22 protein-coding genes, 1 tRNA gene and 1 riboswitch are annotated in these 22406 nt (G+C 47.2%); of the genes, 17 read left to right on the top strand and 6 right to left on the bottom strand.

Features of this window, described 5'->3' with window-relative positions:
* Nucleotides 1-36: 36 nt before the first annotated feature.
* The 7 genes from pepV (at nt 37) to J0X21_RS10225 (ending at nt 5792) form a co-directional block, all read left to right on the top strand.
* Nucleotides 37-1416 carry a dipeptidase PepV gene (gene pepV / locus J0X21_RS10255; RefSeq protein WP_206812115.1) on the top strand — a complete coding sequence of 460 codons (1380 nt, stop codon included), beginning with the start codon at nt 37-39 and terminating at the stop codon, nt 1414-1416.
* A 16-nt stretch (nt 1417-1432) separates the two neighbouring features.
* On the top strand, nt 1433-2494 hold the full coding sequence (locus J0X21_RS10250) for a zinc-binding metallopeptidase family protein (RefSeq protein ID WP_206812114.1): 1062 nt from the start codon (nt 1433-1435) through the stop codon (nt 2492-2494).
* Nucleotides 2485-3501, top strand: a complete 1017-nt coding sequence (locus tag J0X21_RS10245; protein ID WP_206812113.1) for a M42 family metallopeptidase — start codon at nt 2485-2487, stop codon at nt 3499-3501. The genes J0X21_RS10250 and J0X21_RS10245 overlap by 10 nt, the downstream gene beginning before the upstream one ends.
* A gap of 65 nt (nt 3502-3566) precedes the next feature.
* Nucleotides 3567-4574, top strand: a complete 1008-nt coding sequence (locus J0X21_RS10240; RefSeq protein ID WP_206812112.1) for a M42 family metallopeptidase — start codon at nt 3567-3569, stop codon at nt 4572-4574.
* 168 nt (nt 4575-4742) lie between these two features.
* Nucleotides 4743-4818: transfer RNA gene (locus J0X21_RS10235), tRNA-Lys, on the top strand.
* A 265-nt stretch (nt 4819-5083) separates the two neighbouring features.
* Complete coding sequence (locus J0X21_RS10230; protein WP_206812111.1) at nt 5084-5296, top strand: hypothetical protein; 213 nt, start codon at nt 5084-5086, stop codon at nt 5294-5296.
* A gap of 151 nt (nt 5297-5447) precedes the next feature.
* Nucleotides 5448-5792: a DsrE family protein gene (locus tag J0X21_RS10225; RefSeq protein WP_206812110.1), complete on the top strand. Its 345-nt coding sequence runs from the start codon at nt 5448-5450 to the stop codon at nt 5790-5792.
* Between the two features lie 67 nt (nt 5793-5859).
* Here J0X21_RS10225 and J0X21_RS10220 read toward each other — a convergent pair whose 3' ends face one another.
* The gene (locus J0X21_RS10220) at nt 5860-6801 is read right to left on the bottom strand and encodes a LysR family transcriptional regulator (protein ID WP_206812109.1); all 942 of its coding nucleotides are present in this window, start codon (nt 6799-6801) and stop codon (nt 5860-5862) included.
* Nucleotides 6802-6962: 161 nt separating this feature from the next.
* On the opposite strand from J0X21_RS10220, the gene J0X21_RS10215 reads away from it, so the two are divergent.
* Nucleotides 6963-7604 (top strand): 4Fe-4S dicluster domain-containing protein, encoded by a 642-nt coding sequence (locus J0X21_RS10215; protein ID WP_206812108.1) that lies wholly within the window; start codon nt 6963-6965, stop codon nt 7602-7604.
* Here the strand turns inward: J0X21_RS10215 and J0X21_RS10210 are convergent.
* Nucleotides 7561-8262, bottom strand: a complete 702-nt coding sequence (locus J0X21_RS10210) for a Crp/Fnr family transcriptional regulator (protein WP_206812107.1) — start codon at nt 8260-8262, stop codon at nt 7561-7563. The genes J0X21_RS10215 and J0X21_RS10210 overlap by 44 nt on opposite strands.
* Before the next feature lie 380 nt (nt 8263-8642).
* Here J0X21_RS10210 and J0X21_RS10205 point away from each other — a divergent pair, with 380 nt between their 5' ends.
* The 5 genes from J0X21_RS10205 (at nt 8643) to J0X21_RS10185 (ending at nt 14904) form a co-directional block, all read left to right on the top strand.
* On the top strand, nt 8643-11312 hold the full coding sequence (locus J0X21_RS10205; protein WP_206812106.1) for a molybdopterin-dependent oxidoreductase: 2670 nt from the start codon (nt 8643-8645) through the stop codon (nt 11310-11312).
* A gap of 13 nt (nt 11313-11325) precedes the next feature.
* Nucleotides 11326-11922: a 4Fe-4S dicluster domain-containing protein gene (locus J0X21_RS10200; RefSeq protein WP_206812105.1), complete on the top strand. Its 597-nt coding sequence runs from the start codon at nt 11326-11328 to the stop codon at nt 11920-11922.
* A 15-nt stretch (nt 11923-11937) separates the two neighbouring features.
* A complete protein-coding gene (gene nrfD, locus J0X21_RS10195) occupies nt 11938-12825 on the top strand; it encodes an NrfD/PsrC family molybdoenzyme membrane anchor subunit (RefSeq protein WP_206812104.1) in 888 nt (295 codons plus the stop codon).
* Between the two features lie 249 nt (nt 12826-13074).
* Nucleotides 13075-13737 (top strand): DUF1847 domain-containing protein, encoded by a 663-nt coding sequence (locus J0X21_RS10190; protein ID WP_206812103.1) that lies wholly within the window; start codon nt 13075-13077, stop codon nt 13735-13737.
* Nucleotides 13738-13753: 16 nt separating this feature from the next.
* Nucleotides 13754-13888, top strand: a riboswitch (molybdenum cofactor riboswitch).
* A complete protein-coding gene (locus tag J0X21_RS10185) occupies nt 13882-14904 on the top strand; it encodes a molybdopterin-binding protein (protein WP_206812102.1) in 1023 nt (340 codons plus the stop codon). (Overlaps the previous riboswitch by 7 nt.)
* On the opposite strand, the gene J0X21_RS10180 is transcribed toward J0X21_RS10185, so the two are convergent.
* Genes J0X21_RS10180 through J0X21_RS10170 form a run of 3 tightly spaced genes read right to left on the bottom strand, consistent with a single transcriptional unit; the run spans nt 14883 to nt 17692 of the window.
* Nucleotides 14883-15458 carry a class I SAM-dependent methyltransferase gene (locus tag J0X21_RS10180; protein ID WP_206812101.1) on the bottom strand — a complete coding sequence of 192 codons (576 nt, stop codon included), beginning with the start codon at nt 15456-15458 and terminating at the stop codon, nt 14883-14885. The two genes, J0X21_RS10185 and J0X21_RS10180, sit on opposite strands and share 22 nt — an antisense overlap.
* An 18-nt stretch (nt 15459-15476) precedes the next feature.
* A complete protein-coding gene (locus tag J0X21_RS10175; protein ID WP_206812100.1) occupies nt 15477-16805 on the bottom strand; it encodes a VWA domain-containing protein in 1329 nt (442 codons plus the stop codon).
* Nucleotides 16802-17692, bottom strand: a complete 891-nt coding sequence (locus J0X21_RS10170; RefSeq protein ID WP_206812099.1) for an AAA family ATPase — start codon at nt 17690-17692, stop codon at nt 16802-16804. The genes J0X21_RS10175 and J0X21_RS10170 overlap by 4 nt, the downstream gene beginning before the upstream one ends.
* Before the next feature lie 242 nt (nt 17693-17934).
* On the opposite strand from J0X21_RS10170, the gene J0X21_RS10165 reads away from it, so the two are divergent.
* From J0X21_RS10165 to J0X21_RS15920, 3 genes are all read left to right on the top strand, one after another.
* Nucleotides 17935-18465, top strand: coding sequence for a CGGC domain-containing protein (locus tag J0X21_RS10165; RefSeq protein ID WP_206812098.1), 531 nt, complete (start codon nt 17935-17937; stop codon nt 18463-18465).
* Between the two features lie 38 nt (nt 18466-18503).
* Complete coding sequence (locus J0X21_RS10160; protein WP_206812097.1) at nt 18504-18875, top strand: NifB/NifX family molybdenum-iron cluster-binding protein; 372 nt, start codon at nt 18504-18506, stop codon at nt 18873-18875.
* Nucleotides 18876-18944: 69 nt separating this feature from the next.
* Nucleotides 18945-19070, top strand: a complete 126-nt coding sequence (locus J0X21_RS15920; RefSeq protein WP_268939385.1) for a hypothetical protein — start codon at nt 18945-18947, stop codon at nt 19068-19070.
* Between the two features lie 65 nt (nt 19071-19135).
* Here the strand turns inward: J0X21_RS15920 and J0X21_RS10155 are convergent, their stop codons facing one another.
* Nucleotides 19136-21349 (bottom strand): sigma 54-interacting transcriptional regulator, encoded by a 2214-nt coding sequence (locus tag J0X21_RS10155; protein WP_206812096.1) that lies wholly within the window; start codon nt 21347-21349, stop codon nt 19136-19138.
* A 550-nt stretch (nt 21350-21899) separates the two neighbouring features.
* Between J0X21_RS10155 and J0X21_RS10150 the strand changes: the two genes are divergently transcribed.
* Nucleotides 21900-22307 carry a DoxX family protein gene (locus tag J0X21_RS10150; protein WP_206812095.1) on the top strand — a complete coding sequence of 136 codons (408 nt, stop codon included), beginning with the start codon at nt 21900-21902 and terminating at the stop codon, nt 22305-22307.
* Nucleotides 22308-22406: the final 99 nt, after the last annotated feature.

The raw sequence follows: 22406 nt of genomic DNA, 5'->3' as shown, positions 1-22406 counted from the left end.
TTAAGAATGATTAGGTAATGAATAAAGGGTGGTATGATGCGGGTACAGCAAAAAATTGAGTTTCTGAAAGATGATTTGGTGAAGGCCGTGCGGGAATGCATCCGGATTGAAAGTGTTAAGGGAGTAGCTGAACCCGGGGCTCCTTTTGGGCCAGGGATTAGCCGTGCTCTCACTTGGACCTTGGGTCTAGGAGAAAGCTTAGGATTTAAGATCAAGAATGTGGATGGCTATGCCGGACATATTGAGCTTGGGAGTGCAGGAGAAACGATCGGAATACTAGGACATTTAGATGTGGTACCGGCAGGGGAAGGGTGGACTTTTCCTCCCTTCGGCGGGAATTTGCACGAAGGCCGTATCTATGGCAGAGGCGCCTTAGATGATAAAGGGCCAACCTTAGCGGCGCTTTTTGCTATGAAAGCCATTATGGATTCCGGGTATAACTTAAAGAAAAATGTCCGCTTAATCCTAGGGACGAATGAAGAATCCGGAGAATGGGAAGATCTCAAACGCTATGAAGAACAAGTCGGTTTACCGCCAACCGGCTTTGCACCTGATGCCGAGTTTCCTTTAATTCACGCTGAGAAAGGGATTCTCCATCTTGAATTAAGAAAGACCCTGCCCCAACTTCGGTACATACAAGAAATCCGTGGTGGGGAGCGGCCCAACATCGTTCCCGGCACTTGCAAAATTGTCCTTAAGGAAATCTCTTTGAGTGATATTCAAGCGGCACTTAAGCATTACCACTTCCCCGAGGGGGTTACGGCGGAAGTAAAGGAAGCGGGCAAGGAAATACATATCATTGTGCGCGGGATTAGCGCTCACGGCAGCTTACCCGAAAAAGGAAAAAACGCGGTCGCTCACGCCTTGCAATTTCTAAATAGCCTCTCTTTCGATCCGGCTGAGCAAGAACTTCTCGGTTGGCTGTGTGAGCATCTTGCCTGGTCTTATGCCGGGGAAGGGCTAGGTCTGGCCAGCCAAGACGAGGTTTCCGGAAAACTTTCTCTTAATCTTGGTTTATTTGAGCTTCTGCACAACCACTTGAGCCTTGTCCTTGATATTCGCTATCCCGTAACCAGAAAAGGGGAAGAGTTTATTGAACGTGTACAGGCAAAGTTAGAAGGTTCAGGATTCAGCCTTAAGGTTCTTAGTCATCAAAATGCCCATCATGTCCCCAAAGACAGCCCGTTGGTTCAGTCTCTTCTGAAAGCATATGGGGAGGTCACAGGATTTGAACCCTATGCCTTTGCCATCGGCGGGGGTACCTATGCCAAGGCTTTAAAGGAAGGCGTTGCTTTTGGACCGGTTTTCCCAGGAGAACCGGACTTAATTCACCGTGCCGATGAATATATTACAGTGGATCACTTGATGCTCACTGCGCAAATTTATGCGGAAGGCATCCTGAATTTGGGGCTATAGAGAGAGGTGTTTGTCCGTGTCTAATCTTCAATTGCAGCGGGCGAAAGATTTTATAAAAGAACTTTCTGAGGGATATGGTGTGTCTGGGTATGAGTTTTCTCTAAACCATCCCATTATGCAAAAATTCCGGGAGTATGCCGATGAAGTCCATACGGATCGTTTTGGCAATATCTATTCCCTTAAGAAAGGAACAAGCGGCCGCTATAAAATGATGCTTGCTGCTCATATGGATGAGATCGGTCTCATGATTAAAGAAATAGATCAAAGCGGGTTTCTGCGCTTTACCACGGTAGGTGGAGTGGATCCTCGTACTTTGGTGGGCCAGGAAGTAATCATTCACGGTCGGGAAGATATTATCGGGATTATCGGAGCCATTCCCCCGCACCTTCAGACAGGCGGGGGGGAAGACGCTTTTAAAATGGAGGATCTAGGCATTGATGTTGGGATGCCGTTGGCTCAAGCCTCCGGTATGATTCAGATTGGGGATACCGTAACCTTGAGCCGCCAAGGGTATGAACTTTTAAATCATCACTTTGCCGGAAAGTCTTTGGATGACCGTGCGGGTGTCGCGGTCATGGCGGTGTGCTTGGAAGAACTGGGCTCGCTTTATCACCGGCATGATGTGATAGCGGTGACAACGGCTCAGGAGGAAGTCGGAATCCGTGGCGCTTTAACCAGCGCTTATACAATCAATCCGGATCTGGCCGTGGCAATTGATGTCACCCATGGCAGCACCCCTGATACTAAGGGTGTCGTTAATATTGAGCTCGGAAAAGGACCGGCCGTGGCGCTTGGGCCTAATATTCACCCCGCAATTTACAAGGGCTTGGTTGAAGCCGCCAAAGAGCACCGTTTGCCGTATCAGCCCGAACCGATTCCGGGCGCATCCGGAACAGATGCTTGGGCAATCCAGGTTACTCAGGCCGGCGTTCCGACCGGGCTGGTATCTATCCCGCTCCGCTATATGCATACCTCTGTAGAAACTCTGGATTTGCAGGATGTGATTAACTGCGGCAAACTCTTGGCTTATTTTATCGCAAGCTTGCCGGATGATCTGGAGGGGTACTTATGTTACTAAAAAAACTGAGTGAACTTAACGGAGCTTCAGGGGCAGAGAAACCGGTACGGGAAACCATTATGGAATTGATTCGTCCGTACGTGGATTCCATGTTTGTGGATAAGATCGGAAATTTAATTGCGGAGAAAAGCGGACGACTCCAAGGCCCTCGCATCCTTCTGGCTGCCCATATGGATGAGATAGCCTTAATGATTATAGACATTACAGGAGACGGATTTCTCAAGTTCAAATCGGTTGGAGGAATTGACCCACGTGTGATCTTATCCAAACCGGTCAGAATTAACGAAAGCATTACTGGGGTGATCGGAGCCAAAGCGATTCATCTTCAAAAAGCAGGGGAACGGCGGAAAACTTTGGGCTTTGACCAGATGTACATAGATATTGGGGCTAAATCCCGAGAAGAAGCTTCCCAGCGGGTAGCTCTCGGTGATTATGCTTATTTTACCACGTCCTTTGCCGAGTTTGGGGACGGGCTCTGGAAAGGAAAGGCCCTTGATGACCGCGTCGGGTGTGCAGCTTTAATTGAAATATTGCAGAAGGACTATGATTTTCCGATTATTGCTGCGTTTACCGTGCAAGAAGAGGTGGGATTAAGAGGGGCTCAGGTTGCCGCTTATCATACGAATCCGGACTTTGCTATTGTAGTTGAAACGACCGTGGCGGCCGATACTCAAGATCGGACGGAAGATGAATGGGTGACAGAACTGGGAAAAGGGCCGGCTTTATCTGTCATGGATCGCTCCACATTGTACAATCCCAAATTGATCCGTGCCGTTAAAGAGTTAGCTTCGGCTGAGGGTATCCCGCTTCAGCTCAGGCGCGGGGGAGGCGGAGGCAATGACGCCGGGCGCATTCATCTCAGTAAATCAGGGGTGGCAACCATTGCTTTAAGTGTTCCTTGCCGCTATCTTCACGCTCCGGTTTCCGTGATTTCAGACAGGGATTACCGGACTTTAATTGCCTTGATCGATCAGATTCTGAGGTCAAACCTTGTTAAGGTACTTTGAATCCCCGACAAGCTGCTTTGTTCGTTCCTAAGAAAATAGCAAGGTCTAGATATGGAGGTTATAAAATGACAACAGAAGCTCTTGATTATTCTTTACTAAAACGTCTTACCCAGGGATTTGGTCCTTCCGGTTCGGAGGAGGGAATTGCGGAGATCATAACTGCGGAGATTAAGCCCTATTGTGATGAGATATATCGAGATACTCTCGGCAATTTAATCGCGCGTAAAAACGGGAGCCAAAAGAAGATTATGATTGCGGCGCATATGGACGAAATCGGAATCATGGTGACCCATATCGACGAGCACGGCTATTTGAGGTTTACAACGATTGGGGGGGGTCATGTCAATGAGCTGCCTCACCAGCGTGTCTATTTTCGCAACGGGCACATGGGAATCATCGGAGTTGAGAAGCTTGAGAAACCGACCGACCTTAAATTAGAAAAGATGTACATTGATCTCGGAGTGACCAATCGCACGGAAGCGCAAAAAATTGTTGAGATTGGGGATAGTGCTGTTTTTAACGGTCCCTTCGAACAAGTAGGGCAACGGTTAAGCTCGAAAGCACTAGACGACCGTATCGGCTGTTTCGTGGCGATTGAAGCTATGAAACGCGCGAACTCTTCCTATGAATTATTGTTTGTCTTTACCGTTCAAGAGGAGGTAGGATTAAGGGGAGCCCAAACCGCAGCCTATGCGCTAGAGCCTGATTTAGCGCTGGCGGTGGATGTCACCTTAACCGGAGACACTCCCAAAACCCATCGAATGGACGTGAAACTCGGACACGGGGCGGCGATTAAAGTGTATGACCGGTCGATGGTTACTTCCCCTAAGATCAAACGTTGGATGGCGGAGGTCGCGGCCCGGGAGCATATTCCCTATCAGTGGGAGGTATTGGAAGCCGGGAGAACAGATTCGGGAGCCATTCACTTAACTAAGGGGGGTATCCCGGCTGGAGTGATTTCCATACCTGCCCGCTATGTCCACAGTCCTTCTGAAATGGTCGACTCAGAGGATGTCGCGGCAGCGGTACAACTTTTGACGGCTTTATTAGAAGATCTTGGTCCCGAAAAATAGGTACGGGTTATCGAATGCCAATAACAAGCACAAAAGGAAGCAAAAGAATAATCTCAGTAGATAAAGAGCAATGATAGCATTCATAGTCCAATTTTTAATCAATTACCTCTGAAAATTAAGCTTGCTCGTATTGGATTTTTTAAGTAAACTATGAAATGTTCTTAATAGGCGCCACTAGCTCAGCTGGTAGAGCATCCGACTCTTAATCGGCAGGTCCTGGGTTCGAATCCCCGGTGGCGCACCAAGCTCGAAATTTAGAGGGCGTTTCAGTTAATGAGACGCTTCTTTGCTTATAGGTTAATATCTACATTAAATTCTATCTACATTAGGCTTATCACTAACGTTAGGTTCATGGTTATTAAAAATGGTTATTAAAAATGCTTATTAATAACAATATAGATTTATTATATGTATTGATACAATTAAAAACATCTAACCATTCTGAGGCCAATTTCTATTATAATAGAGGTAGCTATAGAAATACCTAATTAGAGCAGGAGGGAACAAAGGTGGAGGATCTCAAAACATTAAGCCGCCAAGATTTAGAGAGACGGTTAAACACCTTAGAAGAAGAGTTGGAGGAACTCGAAGAAGAGAAAAATTATGTCATGAAACAGACCGGGCTTCATGTCGGCGGAGGAAAAGTAAAGCAATATGAGGCTCAAACAACTGCCCTGCAAAAGTCGATTGCTGAAATTAAGGATGAACTGGCTAAACGGTAACACGGCTTCGTAGCGAGTGGCAGTGGAGATGTTTTTAGCGGCTTGAATAAAGCCGTTTTTTTATGAGCTCTTTTTAAGATGTCTTGGTTTGAGATGTATTTGAAAGAGCATTTTAGTGAGCCTATGAAACTTAATGAGTGGAGGTAATTGCATGGCTTCGTTCGCTGATAAAATGTTGATCTTCAAAAGTGAAGGAATCGGAGAAGGGGATCCGGGTTTAGCTCGTAAAATGATGAAGGGTTTCTTAAAAATGTTAAGTAAAGAGACGGTTAAACCAAAGAGTATCTTCTTTTTGGGGGAAAGTGTCCGTCTTTTGCTGAAAGAATCTCAGGTCTTGGAATACTTGCAGGCGCTTGAACAGGAGGGAGTGGACCTGCTGGTATGCCGTGCTGCGGTAGAATGGTATGATCTTGAACAAAAGTTACAAGCGGGAAGAGTTATCTCAACTGGACATTGGCTTAAATACATGCAGGAATATGAAACCATTACTCTTTAACCTTATTCTAAACTGAAGCCCTTCCGCCGGAGCGGAAGGGCTTCAGTTTGAGCTGGTATTTGAGCTGTTAGGGGTTTAAGGGCCGGCGTTTGGTGCATTCACAATCACTTAAGAAATCCTGATGGCGGGAAGCATAGCGGCAGACAAAATCGGTAAAAGCCTGCATGGCCTTATTCGGTTTTTTGTCTTTATGCCAAACGATGGAGAAATGGCGTTCGAGGTGAAGATCAGTCACATTTAAAACGGCTAAGCGGCCGCATGAGATTTCCCATTCTAATGTAAGTTTAGAAATCATGCTTAATCCGGCCCCGGAAGAAACCAATCGTTTAATGGCTTCCGGGCTTTCTAATTCCATTAAGACGTGGATCGGGATTTCCCGCTCAGTCATAGCGGCACGAAAAAGTTTCCGAGTATTGGAGCCAGGTTCCCGCAACACAAAAGACAGCCCGGCTAAATCGCTGGTTTTCAAGTCCTTGCCCACGAAAGGATGATCAGGAGAAGCAATTAAGACTAACTCATCGTTAAAGAAGGGCATGACGGATAACTCAGCGGTATGGGACACATCCCCTTCGACAATAGCCATATCTACGGAATTGCGCAAGACTTGGTCCTCAGCCCATTCCGTGTTACCCATTTTCATGGATACCTCCAATTTGGGGAATTGAAGACGGAATTCTGATAAAAGATCGGGAACAAAATATGTTCCCAGGGTTGAGGATGCCCCAATAACAAGTTCACCGGTATTTAGGCCTCTGAAGTCATTTAACATGTTTTCCGCTTCGCGTTCGGCAGCAAAAATACGCCCTGCATACTCTTGCAACGCTGTACCGGGCTCAGTCAAGTATAACTTTTTTCCGATCTGCTCGATTAATTCCACTCCGACTTCTTCTTCGAGTTTACGTACTTGGACCGATACCGCAGGTTGACTGATATGAAGCTCCTCGCTTGCTTTCGAAAAACTTAGACAACTGGCTACATAGTAGAACACTCTTAGCTGATGTAAATTCATTACCTCAAAACTCCTTGTGTTACGTTTCATTATGCTTATTGTAAGCTATTTTTATAGTTTTGGGAAGAGCAACAATAACGATGTATCTGTGATTTTAACCACAGTCCGGTTTAAAAATGTGTGCCATAATAAAGTATCTTTGCAACTGGAGTTGGTTCATAATGGAAGACCGGATCACAGGATATAAATTGGAACATTGCCGTCCGCTGTGTGTCAAGGCTATTCAAAGCTGGGAAAAGTTAAAAGAACAGCTGGATAAAGCTCTTTCTGAATTGGACTTGGTGCCACACTTAAAGCAAAAGTTTGAAACTATCCTTTATCATCATATTCCCAAGATCTGTATCGCTTCATGCCCCAACAGCTGTTCCCAGCCTCAAATAAAAGACTTTGCTGTGATCGGATATCTCCGTCCCAAATTAACCCAAGAGCCTTGTCAAGGGTGTCAAGCCTGTGTCAATGTCTGTATAGAGAAGGCTGTAAGCTGGACCGGACAAGGCATCAATCTTAACCCTGAACTCTGTGTCCAATGCGGAGCATGCGTCCGCTCCTGTCCTTCCGGAACGTTGGCAGAAGAAGACAGTGGTTGGGAACTTCGATTGGGGGGCAGGGTAGGAAGGCATCCCCGCTTTGCCCAAACTGTCGGCCGGCTCAGTTCAGATCAGAAAGTAGTATCTTGGGTAATTGAAATTTTGGATTACTATTTAAAGTATGGAAACCCCGAGGAAAGGCTTAGTCATTTCTTGGAACGCGCCGTTCTGTCTAATGTTCCGAGCGCTCATGAATCCAACGGCGCAAAAGATTAAGGTCTTTTACCCACAGATTTCTTTTTTCCGTCGCAATAATACCATGGTCTCTTAATTCCCCCAAAATCCTGCTGACAGATTCCCGGGCTAGGCCGCACATGGCCGCCAGCTCTGTGGCTGACAAAGGAATGGTAATCCGGATGCTTCCTTGCTCTGATTGTCCGTGAGCATGGGCCAAAGCAAACAACTTGGCTCCTAAACGCAGGCGGGCATCCCCTAAGGATAGATTTTTTATTTGTCGAAGCGCACGCCTTTGATCTAAGGCTAAAGCCCGGAAAAAATTCCAAAGCAAAGAGGGGTTGTTTTCTAAAAAAACGGTTAAAGTTTGCCGCTCAAGGGTAAGTACATCGGTCAGCTCAAGGGCTAAGGCAGAATAGGGATAGGTTTTCCCGTCTAGAATCAGTTCGGGAAAAAGATGCGGAGGACGAAGGACCTGGAATATCTTTTCCGTAAATTCACTCATCAGGATCAGTTGAACCCGACCTTTTAATAATATATATATATGACCGGAGTCATCTCCGGCAAAAAAAAGATACTGTTTCGGGTTATAGTGACGAATTCGTCCATAGCTTAAACAAAATTCCAGAAAAGCAGAGGGAGTATTTTCCCAAAAAGGCGTGTTGGAGAGAGCTTCTTTGATAGATTTTTCTTTAGACATTGGGGTTCTCCTATGCATATGAATTTAGGAAGTGTATTCATGTTTCCTGCTTATTGCATTTCGCCCTTGTATTGGTTTTTTCCTTCTTGTGAATGAAATTTTAGAATTTAGTTAAGAGATTCGTAACCCCCCTTACCCCTGGATAATAATAAATAGACTCGATGTGCAAACTGTTGTGGTGAGAGACTTTATAATTAAATAAAAATATTATACATTCCCGGGGTATAGGGGAATTTTAAGAGAAAGCGCATGTTCCTAACAATCCTAAAGTACTTGAAGCATAATCTCGCAAAATGACTGAATTTGTCGTTGGCAATAATTTTAAAAAACCTATATTCTCACTTTGTAAGAGAAAGTTCGAACAAAGGGGGTTTATAGGGATGAGTACAATCAAAGAGCGTCAGGTTGCAGCCCGTCAACAAACCTCTTCACGCGATGTGGAGTGGGTGCCAAGCATTTGTAATTTCTGTTCTACGGTCTGTAACGTACGCGTCGGGGTTAAAAATGTCAACGGCAAAAAAACTGCTGTTAAGATTGAGGGCAACCCCAACAGTCCGCTCAACCGCGGCAAAACCTGTGCCAGGGGCCAGGCGGGCTTGCGTCAAACATATGATGAAGCGCGTTTGACCACTCCGCTGATTCGGGTCGAAGGGTCAAAGAGAGGGGAATGGAACTTCCGCCCCGCTACCTGGGATGAGGCATTCGGTTATGTCATGCAAAAGCTGCAGGAACATCAGGTTCAGCCTTGGGAAATGAGCATGGTCGGCGGCTGGACTTCGTGTGTGTTCTATATGCCTTTGGCCTTATCTTTTGTTTTTTCCACGGGCATCCCGAACATTGTAGCTTCTCCTATGCAACAGTGCGTTGCGGCCGGTCACCTCGGCAATGATATGGTTACCGGAAACTTTAACTTTCATGATGAAGTCTTAGCTGATTTTGAAAATGCTAATTATATTTTATTCTCGATGACCAATTCCGGGGTCGCTGCAGCTTCCACCAGCCGCTTAGTCCGCTTTGCAGAGGCTAAAAAGCGGGGCGCGAAAGTGGTTGTCCTTGACCCAAGGGAATCTGAGCTGGCTGCGAAAGCAGATGAATGGCTTCCAATCAAGCCCGGCACTGACTCTGCGTTCTTCCTGGCCATGATTCATGTGATGCTGCGCAAAGGACTTTATGATAAAGAGTTCATGATCAACCACACCAATATGCCTTTCCTAGCCGTCGAACATCAGGGTATGGTCGTGCCCATGATGGAAACGAACGAACAGGGATACCCGACTGCATTCTATGTATTGGATGAAATCTCCGGTGAAGTGCGGAAACTCCCCGGATACAGCAATAAAAATACGGTGGATGTTGACGGCAAGAACCTGAAACCGGCCTTGGAGATTCTTAAAGGCTTCGAGATGAATGGCCAGAAGCCTAAAACCATCTTCCAGTATATGATGGAGCAATCGGCTAAATTTACTCCGGCTTGGGCTGCTGAAGAAACCGGTATTGCGGCTGCTACCATTGAGCGTATTGCCACTGAATTCGGCCAAACCCGTCCAGCTATGGTTGATCCAGGCTGGCACGGTGCCCGCTATGATAATATCTTAAATACCCGCCGCCTTCAATCCATTGTCCAGGCCTTAGTGGGCGGATTCGATGTGCCCGGCGGCTGGCTCATGTCCGGGGAATACCGCGAAAAACTCATGCACTTTATGCAAAACATGCAAAAAGGGGAAGAAACCAAGGTTTTGAACCTGCCCGGCATGCACTTCCCCTTAGCTGCTGCCGGCAAGTTCTTTGATCCCAGTCAATGGCCGCACGGACGTCCGTCCTTTGCCATGGCCCATTCTATGGCCGAAAAGGCTGCCGGGCGCCCCGGAGTAATCTTCCCGGCCTTCTCTGATTTTGGTTTGGAAGAGGCCGTTGAAGGCAAGCTAATGTTTAAGGGCGAACCATACCGCATTAAGGCCTTGCTCATGAACGCCGCCAACCCGGTCCGCCACTTCTATCCGGAGTCCCGTTGGAAAAAGATTCTGACCCATCCGAACATGGGTTTAGTGGTGGCTATTGATATTGTGCCATCCGATACGGCAGCTTATGCTGACGTAATTCTTCCGAATCAAAACTATATTGAACGGGAAGAGCCCTTTATCTATGGTGCCGGTCCTTCGACCGACCTGGCGATTACCACCCGTTTCAGTGCGGTTGATCCGCATCCGGAAACCAAAGGTACGGCCGATATTCTCTTCTCCTTTGCCATGGGCTTTGGCGCACTCGACAAATATATGGAGACGATCGCCAGCATCTCCAGTTATGATTTGAAAGACATCCAAGAGGAAGTCGGCAAAGCAGTCAAAGGAGAGCAGACCTTTACCAAAGCCATGCGCAATGTTTCTTTTAAGTATTATGCTAAAGAAGTGGGCATGACTCCGGAAAAACTGGAGCAAACCTTGCGTGAGCAAGGAGTTCTGGTGATTGAAAAAGCGGAAGAACTTCTGGAGCATGCGGCCATTGCCCGCCATCTCCCAGTGCCGACCCCGTCCGGAAGAATCGAGATTTATTCTTTAATGTTCGCAAATTTCGTGATGCAAGAAGGGTATAAAGTGAACTGGGATCCGGGTCTGGTCTATTTCCCGCCGAAAGTTAATCAGGAAAGAAAGCCGGATGAGTTCTACTTCACCTATGGCAAAACTCCGACCGTATCCTACGCCTCCACCAACTCCAACAACCCGATTCTCATGGCTCTCTCCAAGAATAAAGAAGATGAGTTAATGGGACTTTGGATTAACCCGCAAAAGGCCACTATGCTCAATATTAAGACCGGAGATACCGTAACGGTTGAGAATCTGCAAAGCGGGCAAAAAGCACAGATTAAGGCCTTTGTCACGGATATGGTCCGCCCGGATACCGTCTTTATGTCATCTTCATTCGGAACGGAAAATCCGCTGCTTAAAAACAGCGCCGGCGTCGGAACCGCGTTAAATAAACTGGTGCCTTATCAAGTCGAGCCGATCGTCAGTGCATTCCGTTCACAAGAATTTACAGTGCGAGTCACGAAGTAAGGGAGGGAAACAAATGGCACGCTATGGAATGGTTATCGATTTGCGCTCGTGCGTAGGCTGTCAGGCTTGCAGCGCAGCCTGCGCGTTAGAAAATCAAACTCCTTATTGGTCGGATAAATGGCGGACCAAGGTCATGGATATTGAAAAAGGGAAATATCCAAATACCTCCCGGTACTTTGTCCCCACCATCTGCATGCACTGTGACGAACCGGCATGTATGACAGTTTGTCCGTCCAAAGCCACCTTCAAAAATGATGAGGGCTTTGTCTTAGTCAACTATGACACCTGCTTAGGATGTAAAGCCTGTATGGCCGCTTGCCCCTACAATGCCCGCTACGTCTACGACAAAAACGACGTGCGCAAGGCTCAGGAAGTTTACGGGGACAGCGCTCAGCACAGCCATGTACACATTGATAAATGTACGTTCTGTCAAGACCGGATCGCACGGGGAATGGAACCTGCCTGTGTTGCCACCTGCCCAACCCTTTCCCGCGTAGTAGGGGATCTTGATGATCCAAACAGTGAAGTGGCCAAAGCCGTTTCCACAGGGTTGGCCAAACCGTTGCGCCCGGATCTGGATACAAATCCGCGCGTGTTCTACATCTACTAAGGAGGGGATTGAATTATGGCAAAACCCATGCATTTGGAACGTCAGGAAGCATATGAATGGCCGGTGTCCGTATACTTGCTCTTCGGTGGTTTCGGAGGAGCACTCATGACTTTGGCCTTTGTCTTCCACTTCTTCGCGGCAACTGCGCCCATGGTTGGCCTGTCCGTCATAAGCGGTTTAGTCATGTTTGCCGTCGCCGGCGCATTCTTAGTGTTTTTTGATCTGGAGCGTCCGATTAATGCCATATATTCTTTGAATAACGTAGCTAAGTCCGGAATTTCCTGGGACGTTGTCTTAATTGCCCTGAACTATGTTTTCGGTATTCTCTTTATTATTCCGGAATATGCTGAGCTTATCGGCTTAGGTAGTTTGGGATCAGCCTTAGCTCCTTACCAAGTATTCTTCGGGGCCATTGCCGCCATTGCCGGTTTCTTGTTCCCGATCATTTCCGGCGGCTTGTTGGCTGCGCCGGCTTCAATCCCGCTTTGGCATACACCGGCTCTGCCCCTGCTCTTCTTAGTGACCAGTTTTGCGCTCGCGCTTTCCTTTGTCGGCAGTATTTTTAGTGTCAGCGGTACAGTTTATACCGTTTTCATCGGCGGAATTATGGGGCTGAGCCTGTTGGTGTTTGGAATCTCTTTGGCTTACTTGGAGCACACGCATAATGGCCCGATTGAAGCTAAAGAAGGGATGCACCGGATGCTTAAGAAAGTCCGGTTCGTATTACTCTATCCGATTGTCGGCCTGGCTTTTCCGCTGGTGTTCAGCATCTATCTCTTTTTTGCGGGAGCCAGCTTTACCTGGAGCTTGCCGGTTTTAGCTGCGGCCTTCTTCCTAGGCGGCTTTGCTCTGCGTAACTGTGTCGTGAATAACGGAGTTCAAATCTATCCTTGGCCTTATTAAGGTAAATGTCTTGTAAGGATAAACAACAGCTTGGATGGTTAAAGTATAGGGTGAGAGGCAAGAGGGAAAAGCTCCCTCTTGCTTATTTTAACTAACAGCAAGTTCCCTTGCCCGAATCCTTCGCCGCGAAGTTACTCTAAAGGGTCGTGCGGCTTCGGCGCTATTCTCCACCGGAGACTAACGTCTCTGCTCGAACGGTTCACTACGCTACGCAAGGGAACTTGCCTGTTTGTGGCAATGAGGTTAAAAATGACTGAAAAATATAAGACAGAGACAGCTAAAAAGGTTTCCGGAACTTACGGCTGTTTATACTGCCGGACGGCGGCCAGTTTTAAAGGAGAAACAAACCGGATGCCGAAAACGTGTCCAACGCTCACGCATGAAACGCTGACCAAAGATATCTCCGCTTATGAACAAGAACCCCTGCGTACCATCATGCAGGCAGCGGATAAAACGCCGTTCACCTTGGAGCATGTGTTGCGCAGCCGGGTAGAGGAATTAATCTTTTATTGTCATGACTTGGGGTTGAAAAAAATTGGGATAGCTTTTTGCGTAACCCTAATGACAGAAGCACAAAATTTAGCTAAACTATTAAGTGAAGCAGGGCTTGACCCGGTTCCTGTCTGCTGCCGCGTGGGTGCGGTAGATTATAGTGAAATTGGGCTTCCCAAAGCGCATCCGGATAAATTTGCTGCTATTTGCAATCCGGTGGCTCAAGCCGAGCTCCTAAATTTAGCCGAGGCAGAGCTTGTGGTTCAAGTCGGACTCTGCCTTGGGCATGACCTGATCTTGCAGCAAACATGTAAAGCACCGGTAACAACCTTAGTGGTCAAGGACCGCGTATTTGACCACCATCCGGTCAGAGCGCTGCGCGCTGGGCTAGACACAGAGCCAGTTTCTGGTACAATTTAACTGTTTCGAACAACCATTTATTTTTGCTCCCCGAGCCCTGGCACCTAAAGGATGTTCCCATGGGCCACGGCCGTTTCAGAAAGCTGAAACCGGGGTATGCCTAGAAATGGGCATGCCTTCCCACTTGTAAAGGAGGACGTACCAATGCAGAAAATAAGAGTGGAGGACGCCGTCGGCGCGGTGCTCCTGCATGACATGACCCAGATTATTCCCGGACAAAGCAAGGGCCCCCGCTATCGCAAGGGCCATGTAGTCAAAGAAGAGGATATTCCCGTGCTTTTGAGCATGGGCAAAGAGCACATTTATGTCTGGGATCAGACCCCAGGGCTTGTGCATGAAGATGAAGCCGCTGAGCGCTTGGCCCGAGCCGTAGCCGGGCCGGGGGTAGACCTAAGCTCACCCAAAGAGGGGAAAGTTAATCTGAGTGCGGCCTGTGACGGACTTTTATATGCGAATCCGGAGGGAATCTTAGAGCTAAACTCTTTGGAATATATCGTACTCGCTACCCTGCATAACCACCGTCCGGTCAAAGCCGGACAAAAACTGGCCGGAACACGGGTTGTTCCTTTAATGATTGAGGAGGGAATTGTCGCTGAGGCCGAACGACTGGCCCGGACCTTTCCCGAGCCCATCATCCAGGTCAAACCGCTGAGAAAATGGAAAGTCGGGGTTGTCACCACGGGAAGCGAGGTTTATCACGGGCGGATTCAGGATAAATTCGGGCCGGTGGTTCAGGCCAAAATCGAAGGTTGGGGCTCGGAGGTGATCGGTCAGACGTTTGCGGATGATGATGTGTCCATGATTCAGGATCGCATCCGGGAGCATCTGAACATGGGAGCTGAGATGATCCTGGTCACCGGAGGGATGTCGGTAGACCCGGATGATGTTACGCCCACAGCGGTTAAGGAAATGGGAGCGGAGTTAATCACTTACGGTTCACCGGTTTTACCCGGCTCCATGTTCCTTTTGGCCTACCTGGGGGAAGTTCCGGTGCTTGGGCTCCCAGGCTGTGTTATGTATTCCAAGACCACAGTCTTTGACTTGGTTGCCCCCAGAGTGCTGACCGGAGAACGGTTTACCAGGAAAGAGATAGCTAAGCTGGGGCATGGCGGTCTCTGCCTGGAATGTGAAGTGTGCACCTATCCTCATTGCGCTTTCGGTAAGTAAGCCAGCATCAGGACGTGGGCAGGCTCGAGCTTCTCCGTCCACACCAGATGAAACCCGGCTTTGGTTAAAAGGGACTCCCACTCGGCCTCGCTTTTCCGTTCGTCAAGCGGAGGCCCCATGGGAGTTTCTTTCTTTTGCCACTCGACAATCCAAAGCTCTCCTGCGGATTTCAGAATGCGCTTGGATTCTTGGAGGTAGCCGAGCGGATTTTGAAGTTCGTGCAGAACATTGGCGATTAAAGCGGCTTCAACCCACGCATCCGGAAGGGGAATAGTTTCATTTGTGGCTAAATGCGTCTGGATTTGGCCAGGTACTTGGCGCTCGCGTTGCGCTTGTTTAACAAACTCCAGCCTTTCCGGTTCAATATCAACCGCCTCGATCTTGCCGTCTGCTCCCACCATCTCACCGGCCCTTAAGGTGAAAAATCCATATCCACACCCTAAATCAGCGATATGCTGGCCTGAGTGCAGGCCAAACCGTTCAAGAATTTGACGGGATGGCAGCATTTTCTCCCGTTCTTCAAAGTTTTTTAGGTGTCCATGGTGATGATTCATCTTGATTCCTCCTAAAAATCATATAAGGATACGCGCGATCTCCTGCAGGTCGTTCAAAGTGCGGCAGCGGTATACCCGGGTACAAAAAGAACGGTAAGCTGTTAAAGCGTTGTCGCGTTCGGTCCATTCTTTTTCATGTAAGGGGTTCAACCAAAAGATATGACGCACATGCTCGCCAATTTGAGCCAAATATTCTTCCTGGGGCAGCCTGAAGTTATTTTTACCATCTCCTAAAATTAAAACCGTGGCTTGGGAAGATATTTCTGAGAGGACGTCCCCGGCAAAATCTTTAAAAACTTGGCCATAATCAGAGAAACCGGAGGTAGCATAGCGTCCCCAGCTTTCAATTTCTTCTTTAAGCTCGTCCATATCTTCATCCCAAATCTGGGTGCTGACATCCCAGATGCTGTCGATAAAAAAGAAAAGGCGAACCCGGTGGAAACGGGTATGTAAGCGCCCGACCAAATAGAGCAGGAATTCTGAATAGGGAGCAACCGAATTCGAAACATCACATAAGAGAACCAGCTCAGGCAAGCGGGGAAGGGGACGGTGATGAAAAAGATGAAAGATGTATCCGTCATGCCGGCATGATCTCTTAACCGTTTGGGCAAAATCCAGGCTGCCTCCTCTGCTTTGGCGCCGGCGTAAACCCGGGCGTACGGACAGTTTCCGTCCGAGTTGGCGCAGGGCGGCCTGAACCATGTTTTTTTCCTCAGAAGAAAGAGCCTGCAGGGGTTTGTGGCGCCAATACTGATGTTTTAAAGGCTGCCAGCTGTTTGCTGTCTCAACCTGTTGGGCCAGTAAGTACCGGCGCACAGCATTTTGCAGTTCTAAACCTTGATCATGCAGGGAGAAGTGTTCTGTTTCCGATATTTCTCCTCTTTGAAAAGCAAGGTCAACTGAATTAATCCAGACGTAGTAATCAAGATGGCCCAAAGCCCTTTTAACATTCTGTTCGAATTCCAGAACTTCCTCTCCTGATCCCCGGTCTGAAGGGGCATACTTGAATGAAGCAAGCCCTTGAACGGATGGTGCTTTGCTCAAGGAGCCGCTTCCTTGGCCGCTGTGTTGTCCGCCGCTTCCATACGGGCTCTGCGCCCGTTCTGAGAAAATATCTTTTGTTCGTTGGGCTTGAGACTGGGCGTCGTATTTTAACGCGGCCCACACAAAATGAAACATGGCTATATCCTGGGGACGGTGTATTAAGAGCGACCGCAGTAATATTTCGGATGGAATCTCGGGATATCTGCTTAAGCAGAGAAAGGCCTCAGCCAAATCTTGACTGGATACCAACAAGCCGGCCCCTCGCAGAGCATTGACCAGGCGCAATACTTCCCACCCGTTCATTCCGCCAAGCTCCGTTCAGATCCCGTTTCTTCATTTTGCCATTGCCTGACCCGCTCTTCGAGCTTGGCTAAATCTTTTGGATATTTTAGCAAGACGCTGAGTGTACCAAATAAACGGTTGAGTTCAAGCTTCTCCATGTTTAAGGTGTGTAACGCCCGGGCAAATTCAAGGCTTTCTGAGACACTGGGCAATTTATTGAGCGGGATTTTTCTTACCTTGGCCACGAATTCACACACATCTTTAACCAAAGCCGGGGCTACTTCCGGAGCTTGCCGCCTAATGATCGAAATTTCCCGTTCGAGCGAAGGATAGTTCAGTTGCAGGTGAACACAGCGCCGCCTGAGGGCATCACTAAAATCGCGCGCATTATTGCTGGTGAGAATAACAATGGGCCTGGTATTGGCACGAATCGTGCCAAGCTCCGGTATCGTAATTTGAAATTCCGCTAATAGCTCTAAGAGGAAGCTTTCAAATTCCTCGTCACTCTTATCTAATTCATCTATGAGCAGCAGAACCGGATTAGGGGAGAGCAACGCTTTTAAGAGGGGGCGCGCTAGCAAGAATTCTTCAGAAAAAAGGTTTGTCTTCAGTTCATCCCAGTTTCCGTTTTTAGCAAGCTGCAGCCGCAGCAGCTGTTTGGCGTAATCCCAATCATAAAGGGCTTTGCTTGGGTCCAGTCCTTCGTAGCATTGCAAACGGATCAAGGACCGTTGGCTGGCCCGGGCTAAGGCCAAAGCCAGCTGGGTCTTGCCGACCCCGGCCGGACCTTCAATCAGGCACGGCTTTTCCAGACTAAGTGCTAAAAAGAGCGTGATTGCGGCTTCATGCTCTAAAAGGTATCCTTCTTCTTTTAAAGCCTCGGATAATTCGTCCGGGGAATTCCACATGATCATTTGCCTCCGTTAACTATCCTAAAAATCGGCAAGCACCCTTGACCGCTCTGCAAGGCAGCTTGCCTAGTGCGTGGCTACATAGTTGGCTATTTATTATTTTAGCATGAATGTCCGCTTAAATCATAGCGCTTAATCTAAATATCCTAGTTGACAAGTCGATTATGGTCGAGGTATAGTAAACTTGCAAACACCCCCTAGGGGTATTTGCCGGGTTGCACCTTGGGAGGGAATGAAACGTGAGAAAAATCGGGATACTAAGATGTCAAAAACTCGAAACAATTTGCCCCATGGCTGACTGTCTTTACTCTTATTTTCATAAAACCGATGCTTTTGCCAACCATGCCCAAACCGCTGGGGAAGACCTGCAATTAGTCGGTGTGGCAACCTGCGGCGGATGCGCAGGGAATAAAGAAGCTGAGAAGGCCGTTACCATTATTGATCATATGGTTCAGCACGGCATTCAAACCCTGTTTCTTTCGAGTTGTCTCATTCGCCACGAGTTTTTCCCACCCGGTCTTGAAAACAAACCACTTCCTGAAGTGGAGGGGGCAGTTCGTTGTTTTTTCTCAGAATCTAATCCACAGGCTGATGCGCAAGCCCATGATGTGGCCTGCGCCCTCTGCGCCGGTACCTTGGAAGGGGCTTGTCCAAATCAGCTTGCTTCCAAAATCGTAGCAAAATACAAAGGAAAACTTGAAATAGTCACCGGGACGCACTATGAGCATTTTCAGGAACAGGATGCCCGAAAGGAAGCAACCGGTAAATAAATTTTAATTTAATTTTTTATTATAAGGAGTGATAAAACTTGAGCAAAGTCATTGCAATTCCAAGTGCCGGAGACATGGTCAATGCTCACTTTGGCAGAAGCCAAGCCTTCACGATCTTTAGCATCGATAACGGAAAAGTGGTTAACCAGGAAATTCTTGATACCAGGGGATTTGAACACCAACATGCCGGGATATCCCAGCTCCTGAAATCCAAGGGAGTGGACACCGTGATCGCAGGAGGAATTGGGCCTGGCGCCATTCAAGGATTGGAATTTGCCGGTCTTGAAGTCTTAAGAGGTGCCAGCGGCTTCACCCGCGACGTCGCGGAGGCTTATGCTAACGGTTCGTTCATTGGGACAGATGCGGTTTGTGACCATTCTCACGGTGATGACCATCATCACCATCATTAATTGGTATAGCTTTTCTTTCCTAAGGAAAACTACTCTTGTTAGTGCTCATAAAGGAAAGGAAGAGAGCTTATGGGAGCTAGAAAAAAGGTTTCCAGGCCAAAATCCCCGGTGACAGTCAGCGATCCTCATTACACCGAGTACGATACGCAAAAGGAGCGTAATATTCAGGCTCTTAATCCACGACCGACCAAGTAAGAGAAGAAGTGCTGGCAGCAGCACTTCTTCTCTTACTTGGTCCATAATCTTTAAGAAATCAAACATTACTGGATGCCAAGTCTTTTTAACTTCTTCCATAAGCCGGTCCGGGTAATTCCCAGATAATGGGCGAGCGCGGTCTTATTCCCCCCGAACTCTAGGAGCAGGCTTTCCATTCTCTCTTTATCCGATTCACTTGAGCCTTTAACCGGGATATTACGGATATCGGGCGGTAAATCACCGGCATTAATTATCAGCCCATCTACAAATACAAATAAGCGGTTGATGATGTTTTGCAGTTGGCGTACATTGCCGGGCCAAGAGTATTTGAGCAAGGCTTGTTCAGCTTCTGCTGATAAACGTTTAAGGGGGGTGCCATGGCTTAAGGAGAGATATTTTAACATGTGGTCAGCCAGTTCTAAAATATCGTGACCCCGTTCTCTTAAAGGCGGAAGCCGGACTTCAATCGCATTCAGACGATACAGCAAATCTTCGCGGAACTCCCCTTTTTTAACCATCTGGTGTAAATCCCGGTGGGTAGCCGAAATAAAACGCACATTGACCGGAATCGGCTTGACCGCACCCACGGGTTCCACTTCTTGTTCTTGGATCACGCGCAATAGTTTCGCTTGCAAGTCGGGGGAAAGTTCCCCGATTTCATCCAGGAAAAGCGTTCCTTTATCGGCCATTAGAATCTTTCCTTTTTTTCCACCCTTGAGTCCGCCGGTAAAAGCTCCTTCCTGATAGCCGAAGAGCTCAGATTCGAGAAGATTGGCCGGTATGGCCGCAGAATTTACGACAATAAAGGGACCCTGAGCGGTATTGCTGGCCTCATGAATTGCTTTAGCAAACAACTCTTTTCCTGTCCCGGTTTCTCCCGTGATAAGGATGGGGAAATTATACTTTGCAGCCGTCGCAGCCCGGTGAATCGTGTCTTTCATGACCTGGGAAAGGCCAATGATATTGTGGAAGCTTGGCGGTACTTCAGAATCTTGCTCAGTGGTCTTTGGCGTTTCCAATCTTAAATTCGAGGTTGAACGGGCGATGACTTGCCCAAGTTGTTCCGATGCTGACTTAAAGATGCCTGCGATCGTAAAAGACAGAGCTCTTTCGTCTGAACTTACACCGGTTAAGCAGGCAACAATGTCTCCTTCGTTATTTTCGATCGGGACGTAGACTATCGCCGTAAAGCCTCTGCCTTTCAGGCTGTCTTCCACATGTTCATACCGGGGATCCGCCAGATTAAAGGCAACCACACTTTTGGAGCGAAGCATTTCGGAGACTCCGCCGGAGTGATTGATCGGAATCCATTCTCCAAAACCCACCAGTTCTTTCCCGGCCTCGGCTATACACAAGCGCTTAGTTTGCGGGGGATCCAGAAGAAATACTCCCACCCGGTCAAGTTTTGAGCTTTCTCTCAGTTGATTGCAATACTCCATCAAAAAAAGCTCAAGATCAGACTCTGGCATGGCGGAAATTACGGTATTCAGAAGAGCAGCGGAAGCCAGGGTTTGGTATTCATGCTGGAGCATAATGCCGGCATGAAAAAAAGGTTGGGCAATGAGCCTGCTGATAAGGTCAACCAGCATCGCGTCTTCAATTTGGAATTCACCCGGACAGGAACTTGCCAGGAGAATGGCCCCTACGGCCCCGTGGTCAAACATGATTGGAACTCGCAGGACTGACTTGAAACCGGTCTGATAAAGCATGGGATCTTCGCGGAACATAAAGCGCTCCGGGGTTAAATTCTCAACTAAAATCGGAGCTTCGTGCTGCACAATCCAGCCCAGCCCGGAGTCCGTAATGGTTGAATAAGCAGTATGAAGGGTGCCTACAATGTCAATCCCGATGGAGTATTCATAAATGTATTTACGTTGTCTCGGATCGACCCGCAAGAGATCAAAGCGTTCGAAAGTAAAAGCGCTTTGGATGAGCTCGGAAATTTTATGCGTTATGACATAAGAATCATTTGTAAAATCCTCTAATTTTTCTTCAAGACAAGCGGGAAGTGCCGATAATAATTCGGGTTCATCAGACACCATAATGAGAGAATCCTCATGCCCCTCAACCCAAAACGTCTGAATACAGAAAACTTCTCCCTCCTGGCTAACCCAGGATTTCGTTGTGTCCCATTCTTTGGCCTCTTGGGCAGCATGCCAAAACTTATTATTCACTTGCTTAAGCAGGTCTTGCCCGCGCGCATTAGCCTGGATGACCTTGTTCGCCGGATCTATTCGAATAATAGCGTAAGGAAAGCTATCAAAGAGCTCTTTTTCCATAAATTGCTCCTTCCTAAAAGAGAGCAGACCTTTTCGTCGTTAACTAAAACCGAGTTAACACCTAGGTTTAATTAACACTTAAGTTAACAAGGTTTATGTTAACATAACTGATACAGGTTTTGCAATTGAATCATGCTTGTTATGTTAGCATTATTAAGCTTTCCCAAGTTTAATACCACCTGTGTATAAGTGAAGTTAGGAACAAAAACTTTGCGGTTATAGTTAACAATGTTAACCGATAATATGTGAAAGTTAACACTATGTTTAATGCAAAAACCTGAAATAAACAGGTTTATAAGCTGGCATGTTATTTGCAATTAGATATTGTCAGTAATTCCACTGAAAGAAATAAAAAATCGGTGGAGAGGAAATGATATTCGCTTGGTTGAGATTGCACTAGTATTCTCTTGATCATGAAACAAGCGGATATCTAAGAAAAATTGAGGGGGGGATAAGATAACTTAATTCTGTTCAGGTTCCATATTTATCGTCATTATCTTTATCTTACCACAGTCTCAAGTCGATGTTATTTTAAGGAGGTTATGTTTTTATGAATTCTTATTTTGAAGCTGTTTCAGCTAAGATGAAAGATTGGAAAGTGGCTGTCTTAGTGATTGTCTTCACTGTAGCAAGGATCCTTTATGGCTATGCCTGGTTTGAAGCCGGACTCCATAAAATTGCATGGTTTAGTGACGGCAAGCTCAATTCAGCCGGGAAAATCGGAACCATGATTACGAATATCGCCGGTCCGAAAGTTACGAGTTTTGACCCCCTTTATATTAACAAAGCCTGGGCTTGGGTTGCCCAAAATATTTTCTTAGGAATGCCAGGAGTAACAGATACTCGGGTCTTTGACACTTGCGTTTATATAGAAATCCCTACAAGCCTTGAAAACAGGGCTTTTTTTATTGGAAAAATGTCAAATTCTCTTCAATTATTAGTGCGTAATTTTGCGTAATGTGTTATAATGTAAGGGATTGGAGGGGATTGTTGCTATGCGGCTTAGTATATCCAAGTCTAAAAATGCTACTTCGCTTTATGCCATACAATCTGTTTA

The sequence above is a fragment of the Paradesulfitobacterium ferrireducens genome (assembly GCF_017310645.1).
GTDB classification, from domain to species: domain Bacteria; phylum Bacillota; class Desulfitobacteriia; order Desulfitobacteriales; family Desulfitobacteriaceae; genus Paradesulfitobacterium; species Paradesulfitobacterium ferrireducens.
The sequence above is the reverse complement of the archived record's forward strand: the minus strand, read 5'-3'. Positions and strand labels throughout refer to the sequence as shown.

Bases quoted from the DNA above. Each gene is read 5' to 3' on its own strand.
- J0X21_RS10180 (WP_206812101.1), bottom strand. From the start codon at position 15,458: ATGAATCATCACCATGGACACCTAAAAAACTTTGAAGAACGGGAGAAA.
- J0X21_RS10150 (WP_206812095.1), top strand. From the start codon at position 21,900: ATGAATTCTTATTTTGAAGCTGTTTCAGCTAAGATGAAAGATTGGAAA.
- J0X21_RS10240 (WP_206812112.1), top strand. From the start codon at position 3,567: ATGACAACAGAAGCTCTTGATTATTCTTTACTAAAACGTCTTACCCAG.
- J0X21_RS10220 (WP_206812109.1), bottom strand. From the start codon at position 6,801: ATGAATTTACATCAGCTAAGAGTGTTCTACTATGTAGCCAGTTGTCTA.
- J0X21_RS10185 (WP_206812102.1), top strand. From the start codon at position 13,882: ATGCAGAAAATAAGAGTGGAGGACGCCGTCGGCGCGGTGCTCCTGCAT.
- J0X21_RS10190 (WP_206812103.1), top strand. From the start codon at position 13,075: ATGACTGAAAAATATAAGACAGAGACAGCTAAAAAGGTTTCCGGAACT.
- J0X21_RS10215 (WP_206812108.1), top strand. From the start codon at position 6,963: ATGGAAGACCGGATCACAGGATATAAATTGGAACATTGCCGTCCGCTG.
- nrfD (WP_206812104.1), top strand. From the start codon at position 11,938: ATGGCAAAACCCATGCATTTGGAACGTCAGGAAGCATATGAATGGCCG.
- J0X21_RS10205 (WP_206812106.1), top strand. From the start codon at position 8,643: ATGAGTACAATCAAAGAGCGTCAGGTTGCAGCCCGTCAACAAACCTCT.
- J0X21_RS10170 (WP_206812099.1), bottom strand. From the start codon at position 17,692: ATGTGGAATTCCCCGGACGAATTATCCGAGGCTTTAAAAGAAGAAGGA.
- J0X21_RS15920 (WP_268939385.1), top strand. From the start codon at position 18,945: ATGGGAGCTAGAAAAAAGGTTTCCAGGCCAAAATCCCCGGTGACAGTC.
- J0X21_RS10225 (WP_206812110.1), top strand. From the start codon at position 5,448: ATGGCTTCGTTCGCTGATAAAATGTTGATCTTCAAAAGTGAAGGAATC.
- J0X21_RS10200 (WP_206812105.1), top strand. From the start codon at position 11,326: ATGGCACGCTATGGAATGGTTATCGATTTGCGCTCGTGCGTAGGCTGT.
- J0X21_RS10175 (WP_206812100.1), bottom strand. From the start codon at position 16,805: ATGAACGGGTGGGAAGTATTGCGCCTGGTCAATGCTCTGCGAGGGGCC.
- J0X21_RS10155 (WP_206812096.1), bottom strand. From the start codon at position 21,349: ATGGAAAAAGAGCTCTTTGATAGCTTTCCTTACGCTATTATTCGAATA.
- J0X21_RS10210 (WP_206812107.1), bottom strand. From the start codon at position 8,262: ATGTCTAAAGAAAAATCTATCAAAGAAGCTCTCTCCAACACGCCTTTT.
- pepV (WP_206812115.1), top strand. From the start codon at position 37: ATGCGGGTACAGCAAAAAATTGAGTTTCTGAAAGATGATTTGGTGAAG.
- J0X21_RS10245 (WP_206812113.1), top strand. From the start codon at position 2,485: ATGTTACTAAAAAAACTGAGTGAACTTAACGGAGCTTCAGGGGCAGAG.